At 59.2% G+C, this 24,090-nt stretch carries 18 protein-coding genes and 2 riboswitches; of the genes, 13 read left to right on the forward strand and 5 right to left on the reverse strand.

Annotated features, from left to right (window positions below):
• The first annotated feature begins 149 nt into the window (after positions 1-149).
• The 5 genes from Q5H33_RS02845 (at position 150) to Q5H33_RS02865 (ending at position 5,890) form a co-directional block, all read left to right on the forward strand.
• Positions 150-2,615 (forward strand): DUF262 domain-containing protein, encoded by a 2,466-nt coding sequence (locus Q5H33_RS02845; RefSeq protein WP_151905497.1) that lies wholly within the window; start codon positions 150-152, stop codon positions 2,613-2,615.
• A gap of 281 nt (positions 2,616-2,896) precedes the next feature.
• Positions 2,897-3,556, forward strand: coding sequence for a hypothetical protein (locus Q5H33_RS02850; protein WP_021913678.1), 660 nt, complete (start codon positions 2,897-2,899; stop codon positions 3,554-3,556).
• 17 nt (positions 3,557-3,573) lie between these two features.
• Positions 3,574-4,053 carry a D-aminoacyl-tRNA deacylase gene (gene dtd / locus Q5H33_RS02855; protein WP_151906733.1) on the forward strand — a complete coding sequence of 160 codons (480 nt, stop codon included), beginning with the start codon at positions 3,574-3,576 and terminating at the stop codon, positions 4,051-4,053.
• Positions 4,054-4,106: 53 nt separating this feature from the next.
• Positions 4,107-5,099, forward strand: a complete 993-nt coding sequence (locus tag Q5H33_RS02860; RefSeq protein WP_302422936.1) for a D-2-hydroxyacid dehydrogenase — start codon at positions 4,107-4,109, stop codon at positions 5,097-5,099.
• Positions 5,100-5,164: 65 nt separating this feature from the next.
• Positions 5,165-5,890: a potassium channel family protein gene (locus Q5H33_RS02865; protein WP_287054280.1), complete on the forward strand. Its 726-nt coding sequence runs from the start codon at positions 5,165-5,167 to the stop codon at positions 5,888-5,890.
• A gap of 136 nt (positions 5,891-6,026) precedes the next feature.
• Here Q5H33_RS02865 and Q5H33_RS02870 read toward each other — a convergent pair whose 3' ends face one another.
• The gene (locus Q5H33_RS02870; protein ID WP_302423007.1) at positions 6,027-6,992 is read right to left on the reverse strand and encodes a DUF1524 domain-containing protein; all 966 of its coding nucleotides are present in this window, start codon (positions 6,990-6,992) and stop codon (positions 6,027-6,029) included.
• A 161-nt stretch (positions 6,993-7,153) separates the two neighbouring features.
• On the opposite strand from Q5H33_RS02870, the gene Q5H33_RS02875 reads away from it, so the two are divergent.
• The 5 genes from Q5H33_RS02875 to Q5H33_RS02895 all read left to right on the forward strand — a co-directional run bounded on the left by Q5H33_RS02875 (position 7,154) and on the right by Q5H33_RS02895 (position 16,198).
• On the forward strand, positions 7,154-8,569 hold the full coding sequence (locus Q5H33_RS02875) for a C1 family peptidase (RefSeq protein WP_011743328.1): 1,416 nt from the start codon (positions 7,154-7,156) through the stop codon (positions 8,567-8,569).
• 76 nt (positions 8,570-8,645) lie between these two features.
• Positions 8,646-12,485: a DEAD/DEAH box helicase gene (locus tag Q5H33_RS02880; protein ID WP_117320008.1), complete on the forward strand. Its 3,840-nt coding sequence runs from the start codon at positions 8,646-8,648 to the stop codon at positions 12,483-12,485.
• A 99-nt stretch (positions 12,486-12,584) separates the two neighbouring features.
• Positions 12,585-12,737, forward strand: a riboswitch (FMN riboswitch).
• Positions 12,722-13,369, forward strand: coding sequence for an ECF transporter S component (locus Q5H33_RS02885; RefSeq protein ID WP_003810354.1), 648 nt, complete (start codon positions 12,722-12,724; stop codon positions 13,367-13,369). It overlaps the preceding riboswitch by 16 nt.
• A gap of 114 nt (positions 13,370-13,483) precedes the next feature.
• Positions 13,484-15,811 carry an energy-coupling factor transporter ATPase gene (locus Q5H33_RS02890; protein WP_271719407.1) on the forward strand — a complete coding sequence of 776 codons (2,328 nt, stop codon included), beginning with the start codon at positions 13,484-13,486 and terminating at the stop codon, positions 15,809-15,811.
• An 81-nt stretch (positions 15,812-15,892) separates the two neighbouring features.
• Entirely contained in the window at positions 15,893-16,198 is a 306-nt protein-coding gene (locus Q5H33_RS02895) for a YhbY family RNA-binding protein (protein WP_003810352.1), read from the forward strand.
• Positions 16,199-16,298: 100 nt separating this feature from the next.
• On the opposite strand, the gene tenA is transcribed toward Q5H33_RS02895, so the two are convergent.
• Positions 16,299-17,066, reverse strand: coding sequence for a thiaminase II (tenA, locus tag Q5H33_RS02900; protein ID WP_051923482.1), 768 nt, complete (start codon positions 17,064-17,066; stop codon positions 16,299-16,301).
• Positions 17,060-17,166, reverse strand: a riboswitch (TPP riboswitch). (Overlaps the previous gene by 7 nt.)
• 127 nt (positions 17,167-17,293) lie before the next feature.
• Between tenA and Q5H33_RS02905 the strand changes: the two genes are divergently transcribed.
• The 3 genes from Q5H33_RS02905 (at position 17,294) to Q5H33_RS02915 (ending at position 20,607) form a co-directional block, all read left to right on the forward strand.
• Positions 17,294-18,307 carry a glycosyltransferase family 2 protein gene (locus Q5H33_RS02905; RefSeq protein WP_046999368.1) on the forward strand — a complete coding sequence of 338 codons (1,014 nt, stop codon included), beginning with the start codon at positions 17,294-17,296 and terminating at the stop codon, positions 18,305-18,307.
• A gap of 254 nt (positions 18,308-18,561) precedes the next feature.
• Positions 18,562-19,329 (forward strand): polyphosphate--glucose phosphotransferase, encoded by a 768-nt coding sequence (gene ppgK / locus Q5H33_RS02910; RefSeq protein WP_011743321.1) that lies wholly within the window; start codon positions 18,562-18,564, stop codon positions 19,327-19,329.
• Positions 19,330-19,440: 111 nt separating this feature from the next.
• Positions 19,441-20,607 (forward strand): pyridoxal phosphate-dependent aminotransferase, encoded by a 1,167-nt coding sequence (locus Q5H33_RS02915; protein ID WP_033499835.1) that lies wholly within the window; start codon positions 19,441-19,443, stop codon positions 20,605-20,607.
• A gap of 26 nt (positions 20,608-20,633) precedes the next feature.
• On the opposite strand, the gene Q5H33_RS02920 is transcribed toward Q5H33_RS02915, so the two are convergent.
• The 3 genes from Q5H33_RS02920 to Q5H33_RS02930 form a co-directional block, all read right to left on the reverse strand.
• Positions 20,634-21,443, reverse strand: coding sequence for an energy-coupling factor ABC transporter ATP-binding protein (locus tag Q5H33_RS02920; protein ID WP_033499834.1), 810 nt, complete (start codon positions 21,441-21,443; stop codon positions 20,634-20,636).
• Entirely contained in the window at positions 21,412-21,753 is a 342-nt protein-coding gene (locus Q5H33_RS02925) for a hypothetical protein (RefSeq protein ID WP_051923483.1), read from the reverse strand. Before Q5H33_RS02925 ends, Q5H33_RS02920 begins: the two co-directional genes overlap by 32 nt.
• Positions 21,754-21,870: 117 nt before the next feature.
• A complete protein-coding gene (locus Q5H33_RS02930) occupies positions 21,871-24,009 on the reverse strand; it encodes a hypothetical protein (RefSeq protein WP_117801279.1) in 2,139 nt (712 codons plus the stop codon).
• Positions 24,010-24,090: the final 81 nt, after the last annotated feature.

Consider the following 24,090-nt stretch of genomic DNA (forward strand, 5'->3'; position numbering starts at 1 on the left):
TCATCGTCCCATGGACGGGCACGACCCTAAGTGCGCAAACCTTCGGGCACTACCTGCCATAGAGACGCATTGCTTGCGGTGTCACGTGGCTGTTGTTCTCATTTCATGGGAAATGAGGGTGAAAAATCAATGTTTCGAGAGGTGGCACCATGGACGCTGGCAAGAAAATCCTGCTGGACTTATTGACCGGTTCGCTTCGGTTCGTGGTTCCGGTGTATCAGCGCAGATACTCATGGGGCGAGACGCAGTGCCGGCAATTGTGGGCCGACATCGTAACGGCTGGCAGGAATCCTGACAGAACCCATTTCACCGGGTCGATCGTGTGGATGCAGGACGGCGGCATCGGCCCGGATGGTGTCAGCCGATGCCAGCTCATCGACGGCCAGCAGCGCCTCACCTCGGTGACCCTGCTGCTTATCGCACTGGCCGAATATGCTCGCGAACACCCTGAGAACCTGCGATTCTCCACAGACATGCTTATCGACCGTGGCTATATTGTCGACAAGTACGCAACCGGCGAAGGCCGCTACAAGTTGACGCTTTCCGGCGACGATAGGGAAGTGCTGCACAGCATGTGCGACCATGCGATCGCCCCAGATCGGCCGGACCATGCCAATATGGGTTCCCGGCTGGAAACGAACCTCGATCTGTTCCGTTCACTGGTCGCCGCAATCGATGATGCGAACGTGGTGTGGAACGGTCTGCAGCGTCTCGAAGTCGTGTCTGTCACCTTGGACCAAGATCGTGACGAACCGCAACTGGTATTCGAATCAATGAATTCCACCGGGCTTGATCTGGAGACTTCCGACCTGGTACGCAACTACATGCTCATGGGGTGCTCCATGGCCGAGCAGAAAACCTTATACGAAGACTATTGGCTGCCCATGGAACGTGTTCTCGGCAACCTCTCATTCGATGCATTCCTGCACGACTGGATGGTCGTTACATTGAAAAAGCCCGTGCTCAAAGGCCGCGTCATGTACGCGGAATTCAAACGTTTCGCGGCCGACAGTTCCTTGCTGCGCATGGAACGCACGCGTAATCTTCTGGCGAACATGCTGGAATACGCCAAATACTATGCCGCTATCAAAGGCGTTGCCGCCGCTGGCAGCGGCGATATGAACGTGGACCGCCGTCTCGAATCAATTCAAAAACTGGTCAGCACGGTTACGGACCCGTTGGTTATGGACATGTTCGCGGCATGGAAGCGTGATCGCGTAAGTTGTGATGGACTGCTGCGCATGCTTGCGGATCTTGAATCGTATCTGTTCCGCAGAATGATCTGCTCGGTATCCAGCAACGGATTGAACAAGCTCGTTCCGTCTCTGATTGCCAAACTTGAATCAGCCGAACACGATTTGGTCGAAACCTTCGCCGCGCTGCTGCTCACTGAAACCGCCAAAGCCACGCGCATGCCCACAGACGAACAATTCAGGCAGGCGCTGCTCGGCGAGGATTTGTACCGCCCGGCTCCGCGGTGCAAATATCTGCTTGGCGGATTGGAAAACCACAACCACCCCAAGGATCCGCGATCCTTCAGCGAATACACCGTCGAACACATCATGCCGCAGAACGCCATGGCACATGCCGAATGGCGCAATATGCTTGCCGACCCCGACCGATTCCCACTGCTGGTGAACAGTTTGGGCAATCTGACATTGACCGCATACAACTCGGAACTTTCTGACGGAACATTCGAACAAAAGAAAAACCGCGCAATCGGCGGATACGATAGCGAATACCTATCCATTTCCGCAGAACTGCACGATGCTTCGCAATGGAACGAACAGACAATCGCGCAGCGAGGCACCCGACTTGCCGATCTCGCATTGCAGGTGTGGGCACGCCCCACGGCGGGGAATGAGGTTATGCAGACTCTGCGCAATCGGAACGTGAACCAGGGAGAACGCGAACAGAATGCCGTTGATTTCGCTGATCTATGCAAGCGGGGCATTCTTGCAGCTGGAGCCGTACTGGAAAGCCGGTATGCCGGCATAACCGCCACGGCAACCGTAACCGAAGACCACCGCATCCGCCTGTCCAATGGCGAGATATTCGACAGCCCATCCGGCGCATTCCGCCGCGCCAGAATGCTTGAAACCGGCGAGAATAAGCAGATCAACGGTTGGATAGTGTGGAAAGTTGCGGACGGCAGAACCTTAGACGAACTGCGGCAAGTCAGCGGTAATATCTCGCTGCGGCGCAGCTTCTGGAACGGCCTATACGAATATGCCGCAACGCGACTCGACTTTGTCGACGTGTATGGCGATCCGTCCGGCCGCAAGACGAACAGCGACACGTGGACGAGTTTCGGCGTGGGCTTGGGCTTCTGTCACCCGAATGGGGCGTTGAATATTCGAGGCGGCTATATTGCGGTCGATCTGTGCTTCACCGACACGTTCCAGTACACGAAACTTTACGCTATGAGGGATTCCGTTGAACGGATACTGGCAAATCTGGGCGAGGTGATGTGGGACGAACCGGATGCCGACAAGAAGAACCGACACCTTTGGGTGCGCCGTGATGTGGATTTCTCCGGTGACATGACGGAAGCCTACCGGTGGATGACGGACGGGCTGCTCGCCATGCGCAATGTGTATGAGCTGCTCGGCTGATGTTTTGGCCGTTTCGACTGCTGTGCGTTCAATGCTTCATACAATGAACGTAGTCGTCCGAAAAGAGGCCGCCATGAAATATGGGATGAGAAAACCTAACTGGAACATCTACGACGCCGAAACGAACGACATGGCCACGAAAATCCACAACAACCAATGCATGGTGAACTGACGGAAACGATTGTAGCCGGCGCCGCCTAGCATGCAATACGGGAAACGACGCCGGCCGCAACGACCGGCCAAGACGGACGGAACACACGAAAAGGCGAATCAAACACAGCATGGGCAAGAACGGCACGCAACCAACAACGAAAAACGTCACACCAGCAGTCACACCATGGGGTAAGAACCGTGTGAAGAACACCGAAACCGGCAAGCACGTGCTTATCATGCCGGGCATTGGATACACCGTAGACCGACCGCTGCTGTACTGGGCAGCGCAGGCGCTTGCGGCCAATGGATGGTTCGTGGACCGGCTCGACCTGAAACTGACAGAAAGCGTCGAGTTTCCGGAAATGATCGCCTGCATGGAACGCGTGGTCGACGAATGGCGCAAGGCGGCGCTCGAACATGCTGCCGAATCGGGTGAGGAGCCGCATTTGCTGGTCGTCACCAAATCGCTCTCCACACTCTCATATCCGCATTCCGCAAAACTAGGATTGCGCGTGGTGCTGCTCACCCCGGTACTCAATCCGCCGCCATTCGACAAGCACAAGTCGGTCATTCCCGCGCCGCTGCCGGGAACTGCCGGCAGCCCGATGCCGCTAATCTGCGCAGGTGACGCCGACCCATACTACGATGATGCCAAAGCGCATCTGCTCACCGACCATGTGCGCACGTACGCTGGTGCCAACCATTCCATCGAAGTGCCGGACGATTGGCAGACGTCGCTCGACTACCTGAAACAGGTCACGCAAGCCATCGTCGACTACGCCGGCTGAAAAGAACGGGACGGAATATGCGCATCGTATTGCAGAAGGTCAGCGAAGGAACCGTCGACGTGGTCGACGAGACAAGCGGAGAAGTCGACACCACATTCGAACCACAGCATATAGGCATCGGCTATGTGCTGCTTGTCGGAGTGGAAGACACGGACGGAGCGAAACAAATCGACTGGCTCGCCCGCAAAATCGCCAACCTGCGCGTCTTCGAAGACGAGAACGGCAAAATGGACCGTTCCATCCACGACGTGAACGGCAGTGTGCTGTCCATCTCCCAATTCACGCTATACGCGGACGTGCGCAAAGGCAACCGCCCAAGCTTCGTGAAAGCCGGAGCGCCCGCGCACGCCGAACAAGCATGGCACGGATTCAACGACGCCCTGCGCGCGCAAGGACTCGAAGTAAAAGAAGGACGATTCGGCTCCCACATGCGCGTGCGGCTCGCCAACGACGGTCCGGTCACCATCATCCTTGACACCGACGAACTCGGCGTCTGACCCAGAACCCAACGTGAAACCCTATATCCGACGATTGCCATAGGGTAAAACGCATGGGAATATGGAACGACCGCAAACTGATCGTCAACTGCCTGCCGTTGACCGAATCCGAACGTGTGCAATTCATACGTGCCGCGAAAGACATACCACAGGAATTCGTCGGCGATTCGACCCAACGGGGAAGCATGAGCTGGACCGCCGCAGTACCGGAGGAACTCAAAGCCAAAGCCACCGCGGTCATCGGCAACATCGCGCCCGAGGAATGCGCGCAATGCCCCAAACTCGAATGGTTGCAAACCTGGAGTGCCGGCGTCGACAAATACCAGCGACCCGGCATCCTACAGCCCGGATCCATGCTCACCAATGCCACCGGAGCTTACGGGCAAAGCGTCTCCGAACACATGTTCGCCATGATGTGGGCCATCATGAAGAACCTGCACATCTACGCGGCAAGCAACCCGAACGCCATGTGGCAGGACGCGGGCCGCGCCATCAGCCCCAACGGAAAAACGGCGCTCGTCATCGGAACCGGCGACATCGGATCACACTTCGCACGACTCTGCAAAAACGTCGGAATGACAACCATCGGCATTCGCCGTAATCCCGCCGTCGAAGCGCCGGGCGTCGATCATATGGTCGGTTTCGATTCCCTCGACGACGTGCTGCAATACGCCGATGTGATCGCCATGAGCGTGCCATCCACTCCGGCAACGCGCCATCTGCTCAATGCGGAACGCATCAGCAAACTCAAAAACGACGCCATCATCATCAACGCGGGCCGCGGCAACGCCATTGAAAGCCAAGCGCTTGCCGACGCGCTCGCGGAAGGACGAATCCGTGGCGCCGCGCTCGACGTGACCGAACCGGAACCGCTGCCGGCCGACTCGCCGCTGTGGCGCGAGCCGAGATGCCTCATCACACCACATGTGGCGGGAGGCAACCATCTTGAGATCACCGAGCGCCGCATCATCGCCATCGCATTGGGCAATGTACGCTGCTACGCCAACGGTCAGTCGCTTGACAATCGCATGCCTCTTAAAGGCTGACAGCCACGCGTGCGGGGAGATCCGCATGATGGCAGTCGATGGCGGTCGGAAAGAAAGGAAAGGGTATGACGTTGAACAAATGGCGTCGTGCGACGGAATGGTTCATGACGGCATTGGCATTGGTGTTCCTGTTCGCGTATTCGTGGGAAGTGCTGGCGAGGACGCATATCCTGTTGTGTGAAATGGTGATCAACATCATCTGGATGGTGTTCATCGTCGACTACGTCGTTTCGATCCTGCTGGCGGAAGACAAGAAAACCTGGTTCAAAGACAATCTGCTGATGCTGGTGTCCATCGCATTGCCCGTCTTCAGGCCATTGAGACTGCTGCGTCTGGTGGCAGTGCTCAACGTGCTCAATCGTACCGGTGGCATGGCGGTGCGTGGGCGCATCACACTGTACACATGCTGCAGCGTGACACTACTGATGTATATCGGCGCCCTTGCCGAATTGGATGTGGAACGTGGGGTTCCAGGCGCTTCCATCACCGATTTCGGTGAAGCGATATGGTGGTCGTTCGTGACCGTCACCACTGTCGGCTATGGCGATTTGTCCCCGGTGACATGGCAGGGAAGATGCATCGCCATCGGACTGATGATAACCGGCGTTGCCCTGATTGGCATCGTCACCGCGACGCTGGCTTCATGGATCGTCGACCGTGTTCGTGACGAGACCGACAAGCGTGCGGATGAGGCGGAATCGGAAACGGAACAGTTGCGCCACAATGTGCGGGAACTGACGGACACCGTCAACCAGCTGCGCGATGATATCGCGCAGCTGCGCAGGTTATAGCGGTTCTCATGCCTGCACCGCGGAAATACGGAAAATGCTGAGATATAGGAAAAGCGCCAGATGAATAACCTGGCGCTTTTCCTATGCCTCAGCACCATACGTCTCGTAACCGGAAGGTGGAGACACTGTATTGGATTTATTCGCAGGCGACTCCGCCATGGTCGCGGTCCAGTTGTGAACGGTAGCCCGGCTGGCCCTGGTAGATAGGCGCGGCGCCAGCGGCTCGTGCCGCGGTGCAGTTCTGGTAGTAGACGTCCTGCTGTGGCGCTGGTTGGGGCGCGGGAGCCGGAGCAGGAGCGGGTTCGGGCGCAGGTGCTTGTGTCGTTTGTTGAGTCTGCTGGGCCTGCTCAGCTGACTGTTCGGTTTGCGTCTGTTCGGTCTGCTCGGACTCGGTGGTCTTCTCGGCTGTGGAATCCTTGACCCCCGTGTAGTCGGGCACGGTTTGCGTCGGGCAGGAGGACAGCACCTTGGCCATGGCTTCCTTTTCGGCCTGCGTGACCCACAGTGAGTATTTGTGCTTCACGCCGATCTGACGCGCCACGTATTCGCAACGGAACCCCTTGTTGGACGGCAGCCACGTGGCCGCATCGCCATCGGACTTCTTCTGGTTGGCACGCCCCTGCACGGCCAGCAGATTGTACGGATCGTTCGCCAATGCGGTGCGGCGCTCCTCGCTGAGCTTCTGCGCGCCCTTCTGCCACGCATCGCTCAACGCCACCACATGGTCGATCTGCACCGCGGTGGAAGTCTTCTTGCCCTTCTTGAACTTGATGTCCTTGCCAGTGTATGGATCATGCAGTTTTCCGGACTTCACCACGCAATTGTGCGTACGCCACTTGTGCCTCACGCCGGTCAGATCGCGGTTGAGGATATCATTGCGGGTGTCGCAGCCGTTGTGGTCCACGTCGGCCCACGCCTTGCCGAATTGAGTGCGCTTGTACCCGGTTTTCGGCGCGCGGCCCTTGACCTCCAACGAATCCAACACCTCCGTGGCGGACGTGCCGGCCCCGGTGCCATCCGTCGGCTCGTCCGCATACGCCGAACCGACCGGCAGTCCGATGGCCAGACTCGCAGCCAGCAATCCGGACAAAACGACCATCATCGAACCATGACGACGCATGATACGCTCCTCACCCTAAAAACCCCTCAAGTAGTACAAGAATATCCCCGGAACGAATTCGAATCGCTTATTTACGGCAGATTTTTCGGCATGCCGAAACCAGTATTTCGCATCCGTCAAGACGTATGGCAAGAATCGGCCGTATGACCAACAGCATCACAGCAATCAAACCGGAACGTCTCGCACAATACGCCAAAGACTTCAACGCCGACCGGGCCAACCTTGTGGCCGCCAACGCCGCGGTGTCCTCGGGCGTGCTCGAAGCCGCCACCGACTACAAAGGCCAGCGCGCGCTGCCACGCGACTTCTCCATCGAACTGAAACAGGGTTCCATCACCAACCAGCGACGATCCGGCCGCTGCTGGATGTTCGCATCCCTCAACACCCTGCGTTACGAGCTCATGCACCAGTGGGGACTCGACGATTTCGAATTCTCCGAAACCTACCTGTTCTTCTGGGATGCGATGGAAAAATCCAACACGTATCTCGAAAACGTGTTCGCCACGCTCGACGAGCCGACCGACAGCCGCCTGTTCCAGGAGATCAACTACGGGCCGGCCGATGACGGCGGTTGGTGGCAGATGTTCGCCGCCCTTGTAGACAAGTATGGTCTCGTGCCGAAGAGCGCCTACCCGGAATCCGCCAATTCCAAGGACTCCGACGCGTTCAAACAATACCTCAACAGCAGGCTGCGCCAGTTCGCCGCCGACCTGCGCGAACGTTACGCAGCCGGCGCCACGGTCGATGAACTGCGCGCGGTCAAGGACGACGACATGTCCACCGTGTACCGCATGTGCGCCATCTCGTTGGGCGAGCCGCCGGAGAAGTTCGACTTCCTGGCCCGCGTGAGCGACGATGACAAGAAGGACGATAAGAAAAGCGGCGAAGACGAGGCCGACAAGCCGAAAACCGGCAAGGACGAGCGCAGACAGATCCGCGAAACCGGCATCACGCCGATGGAATTCTACAAGAAGTACGTGCCGGTGGACGTTGACGATCTGGTGACGTTGTGCAACGTGCCGATGGCGTCCCGTCCGTTCAACAAGCGTTACCGCATCCGCTACACCGCCAATGTGGCCGAAGCGGGGGATATGGAATTCGTCAACGTGCCGCTCGACGTGTTCAAAAAGGCCGCGGTCGACCAGATTAGCGCCGGACACCCGATCTGGTTCGCCTGCGACTGCACCCAGTTCTCGCTGCGTGCGGCCGGCTATTTCGACTGCGACAGCGTGCGCGTGGACCAGCTGTTCGGCACCGATTTCGACTTCGACAAGGCGCACGGCCTCGAATACGGCGACAGTCCAAGCAACCATGCCATGACTCTCACCGGCGTGAACCTTGACGAGCAAGGCAAGCCGAACCGCTGGAAAGTGGAGAACAGCTGGGGCAAAGACAACGGCGAAGACGGCTACTACGTGGCCTCCGACAAGTGGTTCGACCGCTATGTGACCGAAATCATCATCCGCAAGGAATACCTCGACGACGCCACCCGAGCGCTGCTCGAAACCGAGCCGGTGGAACTCGACCCATGGCAGCCGCTGACCAAACGCTGCCGCTGACGCAACACGGGCGATAACATGCCGCGGTCCGGATCGGGCCGCGGCTTTTGCTGTTCCATCGCGCTGGTATGGTTGCATGAGAACAAACGTACGAACGATGGGGGTTCAGGTGGCGGACACTCTGGCATGGCTTTCCGACGAGCTGCGCAGCGAATGCAGCCAGCCGGTACTGCAGCGCGCCCGCGGCATCGCCAACCAATGGCGTTCCAAAATGGAGGACCTGCATTGCCTGAACGACACCGCATCCAACCGCATCACCCTGTATGCCACCATACGGGGCACCACCTCACCCTCCAGCCGTTACGAAGTGCAAGCCACGCTTGATTTCGCCGACGAGCTGTTCCTGGCACGCTACTGCTCCTGCCCGGCATTCAGCGGTTCGCAGCGCGGCTACGGTTCCTACCGGACCTTCGACTACCACAACAGTCCGAAATACCGCAGCTTCGACGATGACGACGACTACGATTACGTCGACGACTACGACGATTTCGGCTCCGGCAGCACGTACGGCCACGTCAACGATGATGACGACTCGGCTTCCTCCACCAGCCGCCGGTACACCGGCATGTGCAAGCACGTAGCCGCCATGCTGCTGCTGTTCCTGCAGCAGCCGGAACGATTCCGGGGATTCCACGCCGCAGCCGCAACACCCCGGGCCCTCGCCGACTACATGCGCTCCCTCGATGCGAAAAGCAACAACGCCGGCGAGAACGCCCAACTCGACGTGCTGAAACGAATCATCGACGCGAAAAGCCGATTGATCGAGGAACAACGTGGCGCCTCCGGACAGGGAGCCGCCAAACCGAAACGCAAATCAAGCGCGCCGGTCGACGTCAAACCGGGAAGCGTGTACCTCGAGCCCACGCTGATCAACGGCCATGACGCCCTGCGCCTGTCCCTGCGCATCGGATGCGGCGACGCCGACTATGCGCTCAAAAACATCTCAAGATTCGTGGCCGACATGCGGACGGGAACATACGAGTCATATGGCAAAAAACTCGCGTTCACCCACACTCCGGACATGCTCGACCCCTTCTCGCTGAAGCTATACCGCTTCCTGCAGCAGGTGATTGCATCCAGAACGGCGGCCCAACTGCAAAACGGATACTATTACGGCGAAGCGGTACGCATCGACCGTGAACTCGTCCTCACCGATTGGGAGGCATGCGACCTGCTCGACCTGTTCCACGCCGTGACACAGGACGAATACAAGGAACACGAGTCGAAGGCCCGCGGTTTCCTGCGCACGTCGGACGGTGACGGGTTGAGACGATTACTTATCGAAGATTTCCAACGCACCAAGAAATCCGGGCCAAGCCGCATCCACATGGCCAACGAAGGAGGCGAACCGTTCGGCCTTGACATTGTCGAAGGCGACCCCACCTTCACGTTCAAGGCGTCCTACGTGCATGAGGGCACCGCGTCGGGCGTGCGCATCACATCGAACCAAAGCATCTCCGATGTCATCAACGGACGCAACGGCTTCTACATTTTCAGCCGCGAACGTCCCGACGATTCCACGGAGACGGACAGGATAGGCATCGACGGGCTCTTCCGCTGCACCGATAAACTGCGCCCGGCATTACAGGTGCTGCCTGACCTGTGTTCCGACGATCCGGACGGCGTGTTCATCGCCGAAAACGACTGGCCCATGTTCGCCCGAACCATCGTGCCGAAACTCACCGAAGCGGGCATCGGATTCGACATTCCGCAGGAAGTGACCGAAGCGGTGGGAACCGAATGCCGGATCGAATTCTATCTGGACCGCGATTTGTACGGCATCACCTGCGAAGCGGTGGCGAAATACGGCGACTTCACCTTCCAACTGGTGCCCACCGCCAAAGAACTGCGCGGCGTGATCAACCCCGATTCACGTTCAAGAGCCTCGCAGGTCAAACGCGACCTGTCACGAGAATCGTTCGCCGTGCAGGTGGTACGCCAGCTGTGCCCTACATGGAGCTCCATCGACGTGGCACGCGTCAAAGAAGAGGACGAGCAGGCTATCCTGCTCATGCTCACCGACGGCGTGCAGATCCTCAAATCGGTGGGCCAGGTCTTCTCCACGGCGGCATTCGACGGCATGATGCAGCCCAACCCGCCATCGGTGAAGGTCGGCTTGTCCATCGACTCGAACCTCGTTGAAATCTCACCGATCGCCGACGAGGTGCCGATGAACGAAGTCGGCGCGCTGCTTGACTCCTACCGCAGAAAACGCCGCTACCATCGGCTCAAAAACGGCACGTTCGTGGATTTGAAGGAAGCCGACCTGCATGAGCTCGACCAAGTGTCCACGGACCTCGACCTGAGTGAAAAACAGCTCGACTCCGGCATCATCAAAATCCCCGGATACCAAGCGTTCCTGCTGGACGCGCAGGTCGATGACGAGGACAAGAGCGCCTCGTTCGTGGACTATGTCAACGATGTGAAGATCGTCGATCCGAAACGTTATGAGGTGCCCGAACGGCTCAAAACCGTGCTCCGCCCATATCAGGTGGAGGGCTTCCAATGGCTGTCCACCCTGTGGGACAAGGGCTTCGGCGGCATCCTCGCCGACGAGATGGGCCTCGGCAAATCCGTGCAGCTGCTCTCGCTCATCGAAGCGCGCAAAGGAAACGGTCCGTCACTCATCGTCTGCCCGGCATCGCTCGTCTACAACTGGGCCGCGGAATGCGAGAAATTCGCGGGCGATCTGACGGTGGAAGTCGTCGCCGGTACGAAAGCGCAGCGACGCAAGGCCATCGCGACGGTGGCCGCGCAATCGCAGGAGAACGACGGTGCTACGACGAATGGCGCCACGACGTACGACGGCACCGACGTGGTGATCACCTCCTACGATCTGCTGCGTCGCGACGTGGACGATTATGCAGCCTGCCATTTCGCGCTGATGGCGCTCGACGAGGCGCAATACATCAAAAACCATGCCACAAAGGTGGCCAAATCGGTCAAACAGGTCACGGCCGACCATCGCTTCGCTCTGACCGGCACGCCAATCGAAAACCGGTTGAGCGAACTGTGGAGCATTTTCGACTTCCTCATGCCCGGACTGCTCGGCACCTATACGAAATTCCGCGAAAAATACGAGCAGCCGATCATGGCTCCCGGTCCGGAACATTCCGTCATGGCCGACAAACTGCAGGCATTGGTGGGACTGTTCATCAAACGCCGTCTGAAAAAAGACGTGCTCACCGACCTGCCCGACAAATTCGAGAACGTGCTCACCGTCAAACTGGAAGGAGAGCAGCGCAAACTGTACGCCGCACACGAACAGCGGCTACGCGCCACGCTCACCAAGGCGTCGGACGCCGACTTCAACACCAAGAAGATCCGCATCCTCGCCGAATTCACCTTGCTGCGCGAAATCTGCTGCGATCCAAGACTCGTATACGCCGACGCGAAGAACGCCTCCGCCAAACTCGACGTCATCGTCGAACTCGTGGCCACATGCATGGACGAAGGCAAAAAGGTCCTCGTGTTCTCGCAATTCACCTCGTTCCTCGAACTCATCGGCGCCAGACTCGCCGAACAAGGCGTGGAATACTACACCATCACCGGCGAGACACCGAAGAAACGCCGTGTGGAACTGGTCGACGAATTCAACGGCAACGACGTGCCCGCATTCCTCATCTCGCTCAAAGCCGGCAACACGGGCCTGAACCTCGTGGGCGCGTCCGTGGTGGTGCACGCCGACCCATGGTGGAACGCCGCCGCGCAGAACCAGGCAACCGACCGCGCGCACCGCATCGGCCAAACCCAGGACGTGAACGTATACCAGATCGTGGCCAAAGACACCATCGAGGAACGCATCCTGAAACTGCAGGAAAAGAAAAACGAGCTGGCGCGCCAATTCACCGACGGCACCGCATCCGGCGGCGTCGGCACGCTCAGCAAGGACGATCTGCTCGACCTGCTGTCATAACATGCCCGCTGTCGCGGCGTGCGCAGGCTGCGTTCCGAATCGCAAGACGAAAACGGAACGCAGGTTGCGCATATCGCATGGCGGGCGTATATATGGACAAGCAAGTTTCAGGGAAGGTGAAAATCCTTACTGGCGGTAACGGCACGACCGGCATTCATAACGGCCCCATACCGAAGCCCGCGACCCGCGAAAGCGGCTGATCCGGTGAGAATCCGGGGCCAACGGTTACAGTCCGGATGGAAGAAACGGAGCTCAACATGAGTGTATCCTCTCCTAGCAATACCTCCAATACCGCAGCTGATCAGGCCGCAGACAAGCCGATGACCCGTCCGGACAACGCGCACTCCACAGGCGTCGCCGACTCCGGCCGCTGGTCCACCAAACGCATCGCCATGTACGCGCTGTTCGTGGCGCTGTCCATGGCCGTCAGCTTCATCGAATTCCCGATCATCCCAGGCGTGCAATGGCTCAAATACGACCCATCCGGCATCGTCTGCCTCGTCGCGGGCTTCGCGTTCGGCCCGGCCGCAGCCGTCATCGTCAGCGTGCTCGGCTTCGTGCCGCACCTGTTCACCAACCCATGGGGCACCCTGATGGCCGTGCTCGTGGCATTGGCCCTGTCCGTGCCGGCATCGCTCATCTACAAAAAGAACAAGACGCGCAAGGGCGCGCTGATCGGCATCATCGTCGGCGCTGTCGTGGCGCTCGCCGTCGCCATCGTCGGCAACATCATCGTCACGCCGTTCTACGCGCACATGACCACCGCGCAGGTCGTGGCGCTTATCGTGCCGGCGCTCCTGCCGTTCAACGCGTTGAAGTTCACCATCCACGGCGTGGTCACGTTCCTGATCTACAAGCCGATCTCCAACCTGCTGAACCGTTGAGCTTCGTTTGTTTCCCATTGAAATGAACATGGAGGGACCGTCCGCATCCACCGGAGGGTTCCTCCGTCTTGTTTTCCCCGAGAATTCCATACAGTGCTGGTGAAGGAAGATTTTATGGTTACGACCAATGCGCCGATCATAACGCTACGCGATGTGCGATTCACCTATGATGGCGGCGCGACATGGGCGCTTGACGGTGTGAGCCTTGACATCCGCCGTGGCGAACGCATCTGTCTGGCCGGACCGAACGGTTCGGGCAAATCCACGCTGTCACGTGTCATCGCCGGACTGGTGGCTCCCGATGAGGGATATGTCGCATTGTCAGGCAATGTGGTGTTCGACGAGTCCGGCGCGCACGCCGACGAGTATCGAACCGCCCGTTGCGGCATCGGCGCGGTGTTCCAGCATCCCGAAGACCAAATCGTCACCACCGTCACCGAAGACGACGTGGCGTTCGGACCGGAGAATCTTGCGATTGAACATGATGAGATCGGACTGCGCATCTCCGGTTCGCTGGACGCCGTGGATATGAGCGACTATCGCGCTTCCGATCCGACGCGCATGAGCGGCGGCCAACAACAACGCATCGCCATCGCCGGCATGCTGGCGATGGATTCCGATGTGCTCGTGCTCGACGAGCCGACCGCCATGCTCGACCCGCAAGGGCGCGCCGACATCATGCGGGTGCTGGACGAACTGCAGGACCGCGGCACCACCATCATTCTCGTCACGCACCATGCGGACGAGTTGGAACATGCCGACCGTGTGATTCAGCTGGAAGCAGGCCACATCGTAGGCGATGGCCCCGCCGACGAGCGGCTTCGGATGCCGGTTCAATCGGTGGGCCTGCCGAAACGCATTGATGATGAGTCCGCCGAAACGCTCATCGAAGCACGCGACATATCGTATCGTTACGTGGACGCCGAACGTGACGTGTTCAACCACCTGTCGTTCAGCATCGGCAAAGGCGAGACAGTGGCGTTGATGGGACGCAATGGCGCCGGCAAAACCACATTGGCGCGCATGCTGTGCGCGTTGGAGAAACCCACGACAGGCTCGATCGTCATCGACGGCATCGCCGTGGCCACTGCGAAGGCGAACGGCGGAACGAAGCCCCTCAATCGCAAAAACCGTGCGAGGCTGCGCCGTACGGTCGGCTACGTCATGCAGCATCCGGAACGGCAGCTGTTCGCCGACACCGTGGCCGAAGACGTCGCATACGGGCCTTCCAACCTGGGATTGGATGCGTCCGAGGCGATGGAACGCGCCATGCAGGCCATGCGGCTGCTGCATATCGAACATCTGCGAGACCGTTCGCCGTTCGACCTGTCAGGCGGCCAGCAGCGACTGGTGGCGATCGCCGGCGTGATTGCATGCGAGCCGAAAGCGTTGATTCTGGACGAGCCGACCGCAGGTCTTGACGAGGAGGCCGCCGCACGCGTGCACGGGCTCATCCACAAGCTCAAATCACGCGGCGTGACCATACTGCTCATCTCGCATTCGCAGGATGAAGTGGACGAGCTTGCCGACCGTACCATCATATTGGGCAAGCCGGCGAAACGTGCGGACTCTAAGGAATCCACGGAATCCACAGTGAAAGCCACCTGCGAAGAGGAGCCGGATGCGGAACCATCCGTGGACGCCGCCGGCTCGGACACCGCGACCGTGGGGGAGCGGCGGACCCTGTTGGAACGCCTCGATCCGCGCGTGGGCATGCTGTCCGCATTGGCGCTCATGTTCTCCGCGTTCGCCATCGGCTCATTCTGGCAATTGCTGCTTGCCGTGGTGTTCACCGGCGTGATCGCCGCGGCCGGACGCATCAATGTAGGCCGATTGGCCGCTTCCGTGCGTGTGTTCCTGGCATTGTTCGTTTTCTGCGGCCTGCTGAACATCTTCTTCGTGCGCACCGGCACCACGGTGGCGAGCCTCGGGCCGATTCCCATCACCGATGACGGCATCCGCATCGCCATACTCTACGCATGTCGGTTCGCCGTGGTCATCGTCATCGGAGCGATGTTCCTTGCCTCCACCACACCGACCGCCATGACCGACGCGTTCGAATCGCTGCTGTCACCGTTCGCCAGATTCGGCCTGCACACGCAGGAGACGGCATTGGTGATGAGCCTCGCCCTGCGTTTCCTGCCGACGCTTGGCGTGGAAACGAAAGCGATCATCGACGCGCAGTCGGCGCGCGGCGGCAGCGTCGAAACAGGTTCGTTCGTAGTACGCATCAAAGCGATGGTGGCGGTCGTCGTGCCGGTCTTCGCCGCAGCCATCCGCCACGCCGACAACCTGAGCCTCGCCTTGGACGCGCGCTGCTATGAGGAAGGTGCGACGCGCACGCATTGGCGTGTCATGCGCGTCACCGGCATGGACGTGGCCGTGGCGATCGTGATGCTCGTCTATCTCGTCGCACTGGTCGTGCTGGGCGTGCTGTTATGACCGGTGCGTTGCGGGCGGATGGGCAAATACCGTCCTCACGCTAGGCTTGAGCGGGTATTTGTAGATAGGAATGGAACACATATGGCACTTACCAAAAAGCAGGTCAAGCAGCTGCGCGGCCTGGCCACCAAACTCAATCCGCTCATCCAGGTCGGCAAGAACGATCTGAGCGAAAACGCCGTCAAACAGGCGGACGAGACCATCGAGAAGCGCGAGCTCATCAAATGCTCCGTGCTCGACGGTTCCGGTCTGACCGCCAAGGAGGCCGGCGAAGGTCTCGCCGAACAGCTTGGCGCGGAACTCGTGCAGGTCATCGGCAACCGTTTCGTGCTCTACCGTCGTTCCCAGCGTGACGACGTGGAGCACATTCGTCTCGTGCGCGAATAGCGATCCGAACGTTATATGAAGCGGCCCGCCCTCCGAAACCAATCGGAAGGCGGGCCGCTTCATATGGAAATAAACAATCGGAAGAGAGCGTGCCGGAGAATCAGCTCTCCTGATCCCATTCGGGCTTCCACGTGTACTGCATGTCGTACGCGCTGGACCAGAACATGTACTCGTTCTCAACGCCGGTCACAAAAATATCGACCAGCTCCTGCTTGCGTTCCTCGCTCACCTCGGCGGCGAGTTTCTCGATATGCTCGATCAGCCAAGCCGAACCCTGCCAGAACTCGTCGGTCTTGTACATGTCCACCCAGCTCTTGTACTGGTTCACATCGAGCGTGTCTGCGAATTCATGGGCAAGACGATATCCGTAATCCGCATACACCCAGGCGCAGGGGAGCACGGCCACGAGAATGTCGAGGATACCCTTGCCATAGGCGATGGAAAGGATGTTCGACGTGTACGCGCGGGCGAACGCCGACTGGCGCACGTTGTTCATCTGCTCGTCGGTGATGCCGTAGCTGGCCAGATACGTGCGGTGCACGGTCGACTCCACATTCAACGCGCCGTTCTGTACGTTGAGCATGAACGCCATGATCTCAGGATCGTCTGTTTTGGCCAGTCCCAAAGCATGCACTCTGGCGTAGTCGTTAAGATAACGGAAATCCTGCAGCAGATAGAACGCGAACTTCTCGCGCGGCAGAGTGCCTTCGCCCAGTTCGCGGATGAACGGCTGCCTGTAGCCTTCCTCCCATACGAGGTCGGCGGCTTTGCGCAGCCGCTGCGCGAATGGGGGAAGATTGGTTCGCGTGACGCCCTTCGAAGCGTCGAACGCGGAATCGGAATTGGTTACGGAAATCACATCAGCCATATGGCCATGCCTCCCTACGCTGGTGTCAACCATCAGGTTCAAAGGGTTCGGACGTCCACGCCCATCTCAATCCGTCATACGGATTCCCCTGCATACGCGGTTCATTATGGCAAACAAGTTCGTGCCGTGCAAGGTTCTGTCCATATTTGTCGCGGATTATGCCCGTGCTCGGCTCCATATCGAACATGGCCGATGTGTGGTTGAGGGCCGGTGCAAGAATGGAACGTATGACTGAAAAGCAAGTTGCGAAGAAGACCATCGAAAAGCTGGCTATCGTCGTGGTGACCTACAAGCGCCAGCAGCTGCTCGCCACCCTGTTCGAATCCATCGAGAAGCTTACCGTCGCCCCGTGGCGCATCATCGTCGTGGACAACGAGCACAGTGACAAGACCCATGGCATGGTCGAAGAATTCAGCGCCAAGCTCACCGCGCAGTGGGGCACCACCGTGGCCGACCTGTCCGGCAACGAGAACCGCGTGGTCTACGCGCCGCAGACCGACAACCTCGGAGGCGCGGGCGGTTTCTCCGCAGGCGTGAAGAAGGCGTACGAGCTGGGTGCCGAATGGTTCTGGGTCATGGACGACGACGTCGCCGTCATGCCGGAAGGCATCGAGCGCTTGGCCAAGTGGACCGATCGGCACGACGTGATTCAGGGAAGCCGCTACGACTATGATGGCGGTCCGTTCTACTGGCAGTACGATTTCATCGTCCCGCTCGGCATTCCGAACCCGATCGCACCGGCTGCGTTCGGCCTGGCTGGCTATCGCGTGATGGACACGTTGTGCTTCGAAGGCGGCCTGTTCCGCCGCAACATCGTCGAGAAGATCGGTCTGCCCGACCCGCGTTTCTTCATCTATTGGGACGACACGATGTACGGCTATCGTGCCAGCAAGGTCACCAATCCGATCGTCGTGCCCGACGTGGTGCTGCGCCGTACGCGCGAGATCGGCAATTGGGACATCGCCGGCGTGCGCCAGCTCAATTCCACTTCCGACATGAACCGCTACCACATCATGCGCAACCGCGGCTACATGGCCCGATACTTCATGACGTACGGCGATTACCGTCCGCTGTTGTTCGGCCTGGGTACGGTGCTGACCGCGGTCAAGGAAGTGATTCGACTGACGATGGTGGACCGCGAGCATTTCAAGACCGGCATCGTTCAGATCGCCAAGGGATGGTGGGATTCGCGCAAGCTGCTGCATGATCCGGAATGGCAGCCGATGCCGCCGCTGAAGTAACACCGTGGCCCACGCGTTTCCCAACGCGCGGCGATCACGCGATTGACGATTCGTCCCACGTCGGAGCCTCTACCGACGTGGGACGAATCGTTTGCAAAACAGGCGATGAAATATTTACTCGGTTAAGTATTACAATTTGTGCAATCGTTCTCACCATTTGTGCATGTCGCGCGCGATTTTGGGCATGTTGCGAGTTACCATAATACGTACCGGTTCGAATACACCCATAACATACCTTGATAGAGAGGTTGAAGATGATTGAGACTGCACAGGCATTCGGCGTTGACATTGGTGGCTCCGGCATTAAGGCCGCCCCGGTTAACCTCGAGAAGGGCGAGTTCGCCGAACCGCGTCTGAAGATCCTCACCCCGGAGGTGTCCACTCCGAAGGCCGTCGGCGAAATCGTTCGCCAGCAGCTCGAGCATTTCGAGGTTCCGGAGTCCGCTCCGGTCGGCATCGCCTTCCCGGCTCCGATTCATGTGGGCGAGAAGCTTGGCTACATGGCCAACCTGGACCAGTCCTGGGTCGGCGTGGACGTCACCGAAGTGTTCTCCGAAGCTTGCGGTCGTCCGGTCACCGTGGTGAACGACGCTGACGCCGCCGGTCTTGCCGAGCAGCAGTTCGGCGCCGCGAAGGGCCAGGATGGCCTCGTCATCGCCACCACGCTGGGCACCGGCATCGGCACCGCGCTGATTTTCAACGGCGAGCTCATTCCGAACACCGAGCTCGGCCATCTGGAACTGCTCAAGGGCAAGGGCGACGCGGAGAAGTACGCCGCATCCTCCATCCGCGAGAAGCTCGACATGGGCTACAAGAAGTGGGCGAAGCGCCTGACCAAGTACTACTCCCTCATGGAGTTCTACTTCGACCCGCAGCTGTTCGTCGTCGGCGGTGGCGTGTCCCGTGTCTCCGAGAAGTTCCTGCCGTACATCGACATCAAGACCCCGATCGTCGCAGCCAAGCTGCACAACGAGGCCGGCATCATCGGCGCCGCATACTACGCGAGCACCAAGCAGAAGTGATGTGTTGACCGATTAGGTTGTCACAAGGCCGTCCGATTCGTCGGACGGCCTTTTTCGTTGTTCCATGTGCCGCAGATGGAAGACGGCAGTCCATGGAGTAGGGTGGAGAGCATGCGTTTTTCCTCAAGAGTCGACATCAGTGAGCCCAATCCCATCGCCAAGGCGGAAGCCACCGCCAAAACAGCCGGCAGACCGCTCGGCAAGCTCAACGACTCCAATCCGACACGGCACGCGCTGGCTCCGGATCTTGTGCCGGACATCTACTCCGCCGACCCGCGCGGCCAACGCTACGCGCGTGAGGCGCTGGCCGCGTTCCTTGACATGCAGGAAATCGGCCATTGCTCGCCGGACGACCTGTACATCCTCAGTTCAACTTCCGAAGCCTACTCGTGGCTTATCAAACTGCTGTGTGATGCCGGTGACGCCGTGCTCGCACCGAAACCCGGCTATCCGCTCATCGAATCGATCGCACGCCTCGAATGCGTCGACATGATCGAATACCAACAACGATTCGACGGCTCCTGGTACATCGACGTGGCCGAACTGAAAACCGCGCTGGAAGGCCCGGACGGCAATCGCATCCGCGCGCTGGTGCTCATCAACCCCAACAATCCGACCGGTTCGTACGTCAAACCGTCGGAACGCGAGGCGATCGTCCGCCTGTGCCGGGACCACGACGTGGCCATCATCGCCGACGAAGTGTTCTACGATTACGATTTGGAACCATTCGAAGGCAATGCACGACTCGCGGGGGAGCGTGGCGCGCTCACATTCGCGTTGGACGGTTTTTCGAAAATGCTCGCCGCACCGCATGCCAAAGTCGGCTGGATCCAAGTGTCCGGACCGGCAGAAGACGTGACGGAAGCCAAGCGTCGTCTCGACGTGATCGCCGACGACTATCTGCCCATGAGCGAGATCGTCGCAAAACAAATTCCCGCACTGCTTGAAGCGGCGCCATCGCAGACCGCGCGCGTGCAGGAACGTGTGCGCGGCAATCTCAAAGCACTGCATGCCATGCTCGACGCGGACGAGCAAGGTCTTGTCAGCGTATTGCGTGCCGAAGGCGGATGGAACGTACTGCTGCGCGTGCCCAGCGTGCTCGACGAGAACGAGCTGGTGCTGCACATGATCGAACGCCACGGCGTATCCGGACAGCCCGGCTACTTCTTCGACATGACCTCCAACGGCTATCTGGCCATCTCACTACTGCCCGAACCGGACGATTTCCGGCATAACGTGTACGTGGTGATCGACACCGTCAACGAACTGATCGGCTGAACGGACTGCCGAGTCCGAAATCTCTTCTACGCCCTGTCGCCCTTCGCCGCCTCATACTTCGAACGAACCAAATCCGTGTAAAAATCGACCGCCTCACGAGGCACGCCGTCGAACACCACACGATGGTCGTCGACAACGAGCACGCGGCCGATCGCATATTCCGGACGGACGATCAGATCCGTGTCATGCGTGGCGAACACCACCTGCTTGTCATAGCTGAACAGGGCCTTCGCCACGCGCGCCGACGCCACCTCGTCCAAGCCCTTGGTCGGCTCGTCGGCGACGATCGCAGCGGGGGAGAAGCTCAACGCGGCCGCGATCGCCAGCAGATGCCGCTTCTCGCTATCCAAAGCGGAGGCCGGCTCGCGGGCCACGGAAGCCAAGTCGAAATGCGCGAACAGATTGCCGATGATCGCCTGACGTTCGCTTTCCGGCACCTTGTGCTTCTTCAACGGCAGGTCGATCGCCTCACGAATCGAAGCCGCCTTGTAGTAGGCGTTCGGAATCTCTTCGCGCCGCACGCGGCCGACCAGATCCTCGACATGCTTCAGATCGCGTTTCACGGCGGGGTCGTATGCGGTACCGTCCGCTTCGATGCGGACCGTTCCGGACGTGGCGGCCAACGCGCCATCCAACAATTTGAGCAGCGTGGTCTTGCCGGCACCGTTCAAACCTATCACCGCCACACGCTTGCTGTCAGGTGTGATATCAAGCGTGGTGGCTTCCAAGCCGATATTGCCGTCCTCGTACATGTGGGCGGCCTGGTCGAGATGGAACGTGACGGACGAAGCCGGTGTGGAACGTTTACCGGCGAACAGCGAATCGAAGAAACCCATACCGCCGATTGTAACGAACCGCAGGCGCAACCGCGCGCAGGTTCACGGGCAGTTCATCCGAATCGTCCGTGCCCGCATGCGTGGCGGACGCCTTGTAATCGGCGAACAGGCTGCCGAAATCCAACAGTCGCGTCACACTGCTGGTTTCGGCATCGAGTTTGACGACCTGGTCCTGCACGGCGTTGTCGTCGCGGCCCAGTTCGGTGGTGAGCAGCACGATGTCGCCTTTGGCATCCAACGTGCGGCCCGAGGATGGTTGCGTGGCGGCGAAAGCGGTTTCATGGTTGGCGACCCCCGGAACATAACTCAAAGCAACAATGATGACAATCGTTATGATTGCCGATGAAACTCAGAGCAAACCGGAAAAACTGCTATATGAATCAGGAAAGAAACCTGAATTTTTACTGGATGTAGCTTATGTCGGACGTCAACCCAACATGAACCAGGACTGCACGTCGAGATAGAGGGCGGGATTGTTGCGCAACATCTCATCGTCACGCCCGGGCAGGAACAACGACATCAGCGCGACAACCAGCGTGAACAGCAGCAGCGCGAGGAATCCGGCACGACATACCCAACGCAGACGCGGCTTGACGCAATCAAGTACGATCAGCAACGAAGGCAACGCGGCCAAGGCAAACAGCCATCCGAAATCGGCGATGTACCGCCATCCCAAACCAGCCATGCGGGAGTCAATCACCACAAGCAGCAATCCCAATGCCAGGCTGGATGTCAACAACAGCCATGTGTTCGTGCGCCCGGCCTTGCGCATACGCCGGTAGAGGAACGGGCAGGCCAGCGCGGCCAACGTCAACGGAGCTATCGTGAATAAGCCGCCAGGCATTGCCTCGGTAAATCCCCAAGTGGGAAGAGGCGCCGGATTGACGGCGAGAAACGGAAACGCATCCGTGAACCGCAACGGCAGGAACAGGTAATATGCGACGGTCAGCGCAAGATTCGACAATGGCTGCCGATAACTGGTCATATCCGTGACCGTCATCTGATATGAGGTGCCGAAGTCGAGCGGTGATCCGAACCGGACCACGTTGTACGCCAGCAGAGGAACGATCACAATCAACGCGGGAAGCAATGCGGCCAACGGCGCGCGCATCAGACGCCAGACCGACATATGGGGAAGGGAGGAATCATTGGAGGCGTGACGGAAAATCGACTGAATCTGCGGCCAGAATATTACGAAAGCCAGCAACGCCACGAGAATGAACTGCGGACGGCACCCCAGATTGGCCGCAATGCACATCGAGCCTGCAGCCAGATGGGGCAACGACAACGACTGCGTGCCATCAACCTCACGAATCCGATCGCCTGACACCGGCACCCGCTTGGCGGCGCCCAACCACAGCCACAATCCCAACACGCTCAGAAACAGGGAGGCGGCGATCGGCACCGAATAGAAATTCGTCCGATACCACAGATACAAACCATTGGAAGCCAACAGCATGAACACGCACAGCATACTGACCGCAGCCAACGGCGCATTCGGACGAATTCGGGATATCACACGAATCACCAGCAGACATCCGAATACCAGAAAACCAAGCATCAGCAGCGGCACGGCCGCACCGCAGGGCATCATCAGCCCGCCATCGACGAACAACGATGTGACCGCCCGATACGGCAGGAACAACAACAACGCGGGAACCACACCGAAATACGAATACCAGTGCCCCTGATAGAACGCGTAATCCCAATACACTGGGCTTACGCCATCGGCAAGCAACCGCTGCCGGGTGGCCACATCATACGGATCCGCCGCGTCACGCAACGCATCCGGCACATCCAAATCCAACCACGCGTGACCATCAAGCAGCGCCCTTGCCACGTAATCGTACTGGTCGAAATCATACGTGTACGTGCCTTTCGTATGGAAGCTCAACGGAGCCGCCTCCACCAGCTGCCACACCACAACGGCACAAGTGACCACAACAGGCACCGCCAGCAGCGCCCCCAGCCACGCACGCTGCCTCACACTCGTCGTATCCAACGGCATCCGCCACAACCGCGAACCAGGCCTCCACACCAGTACCATCGCCAACACGGCCACCATCACGCCGATACGCAACGGATTCAACGCGAACGGTACACGCACATTCGCACGCACCGCATCAAACGGAATCAGCGAACCCTTCGGCTCGACAATCCGCACGCACACCGAACCACCTGCAGCCGCCGCATGCACATACAGCGAACGTGGCGAAGACACCGACACCGAACTGACCGTACCGGCCCTGCGATTGACATCAGGACGGACGCGAACCGTGCGCAACACCTGCTCCGATTGTCTGGCTGCCTTATCCAACGCCTTCGAAGACACCGGATCCATACGAACATATTCCGACGAGCCATCCGCATCGACCTGCATATATGCCTGCGTCGGATCGGTGACCTTCAACAACCCCTCGTCAGTACGTTCGAGCCCAGGGCCCAGCACGTTGTACGCGGCGGCGGAATCACCCGATGCGGCCAAGGAACGCCAAAACGGCATATTGCACAACACGCACTCGACCGCCACCATCACCGCGAAAGCGACTACAATGGCTGCGCACATACGACGACGTGCCTGAAAACGCTGCTTCGAAAAAGTCACGTCATTATTCTAATAGCTTCATGTCGCGTTGGATTGAAAGAA

This window comes from uncultured Bifidobacterium sp., from assembly GCF_959020145.1.
In the GTDB taxonomy this organism is placed as follows: Bacteria; Actinomycetota; Actinomycetes; order Actinomycetales; family Bifidobacteriaceae; genus Bifidobacterium.

Excerpts from the sequence above, each read along its gene's own strand:
- tenA (WP_051923482.1), bottom strand. The coding sequence starts at position 17,066 with ATGGCTGATGTGATTTCCGTAACCAATTCCGATTCCGCGTTCGACGCT.
- Q5H33_RS02860 (WP_302422936.1), top strand. The coding sequence starts at position 4,107 with ATGGGAATATGGAACGACCGCAAACTGATCGTCAACTGCCTGCCGTTG.
- Q5H33_RS02890 (WP_271719407.1), top strand. The coding sequence starts at position 13,484 with ATGGTTACGACCAATGCGCCGATCATAACGCTACGCGATGTGCGATTC.
- Q5H33_RS02885 (WP_003810354.1), top strand. The coding sequence starts at position 12,722 with ATGGAAGAAACGGAGCTCAACATGAGTGTATCCTCTCCTAGCAATACC.
- Q5H33_RS02930 (WP_117801279.1), bottom strand. The coding sequence starts at position 24,009 with ATGTGCGCAGCCATTGTAGTCGCTTTCGCGGTGATGGTGGCGGTCGAG.
- ppgK (WP_011743321.1), top strand. The coding sequence starts at position 18,562 with ATGATTGAGACTGCACAGGCATTCGGCGTTGACATTGGTGGCTCCGGC.
- Q5H33_RS02865 (WP_287054280.1), top strand. The coding sequence starts at position 5,165 with ATGACGTTGAACAAATGGCGTCGTGCGACGGAATGGTTCATGACGGCA.
- Q5H33_RS02870 (WP_302423007.1), bottom strand. The coding sequence starts at position 6,992 with ATGATGGTCGTTTTGTCCGGATTGCTGGCTGCGAGTCTGGCCATCGGA.
- Q5H33_RS02875 (WP_011743328.1), top strand. The coding sequence starts at position 7,154 with ATGACCAACAGCATCACAGCAATCAAACCGGAACGTCTCGCACAATAC.
- Q5H33_RS02850 (WP_021913678.1), top strand. The coding sequence starts at position 2,897 with ATGGGCAAGAACGGCACGCAACCAACAACGAAAAACGTCACACCAGCA.
- Q5H33_RS02920 (WP_033499834.1), bottom strand. The coding sequence starts at position 21,443 with ATGGGTTTCTTCGATTCGCTGTTCGCCGGTAAACGTTCCACACCGGCT.
- Q5H33_RS02905 (WP_046999368.1), top strand. The coding sequence starts at position 17,294 with ATGACTGAAAAGCAAGTTGCGAAGAAGACCATCGAAAAGCTGGCTATC.
- Q5H33_RS02895 (WP_003810352.1), top strand. The coding sequence starts at position 15,893 with ATGGCACTTACCAAAAAGCAGGTCAAGCAGCTGCGCGGCCTGGCCACC.
- dtd (WP_151906733.1), top strand. The coding sequence starts at position 3,574 with ATGCGCATCGTATTGCAGAAGGTCAGCGAAGGAACCGTCGACGTGGTC.
- Q5H33_RS02915 (WP_033499835.1), top strand. The coding sequence starts at position 19,441 with ATGCGTTTTTCCTCAAGAGTCGACATCAGTGAGCCCAATCCCATCGCC.
- Q5H33_RS02880 (WP_117320008.1), top strand. The coding sequence starts at position 8,646 with ATGAGAACAAACGTACGAACGATGGGGGTTCAGGTGGCGGACACTCTG.
- Q5H33_RS02845 (WP_151905497.1), top strand. The coding sequence starts at position 150 with ATGGACGCTGGCAAGAAAATCCTGCTGGACTTATTGACCGGTTCGCTT.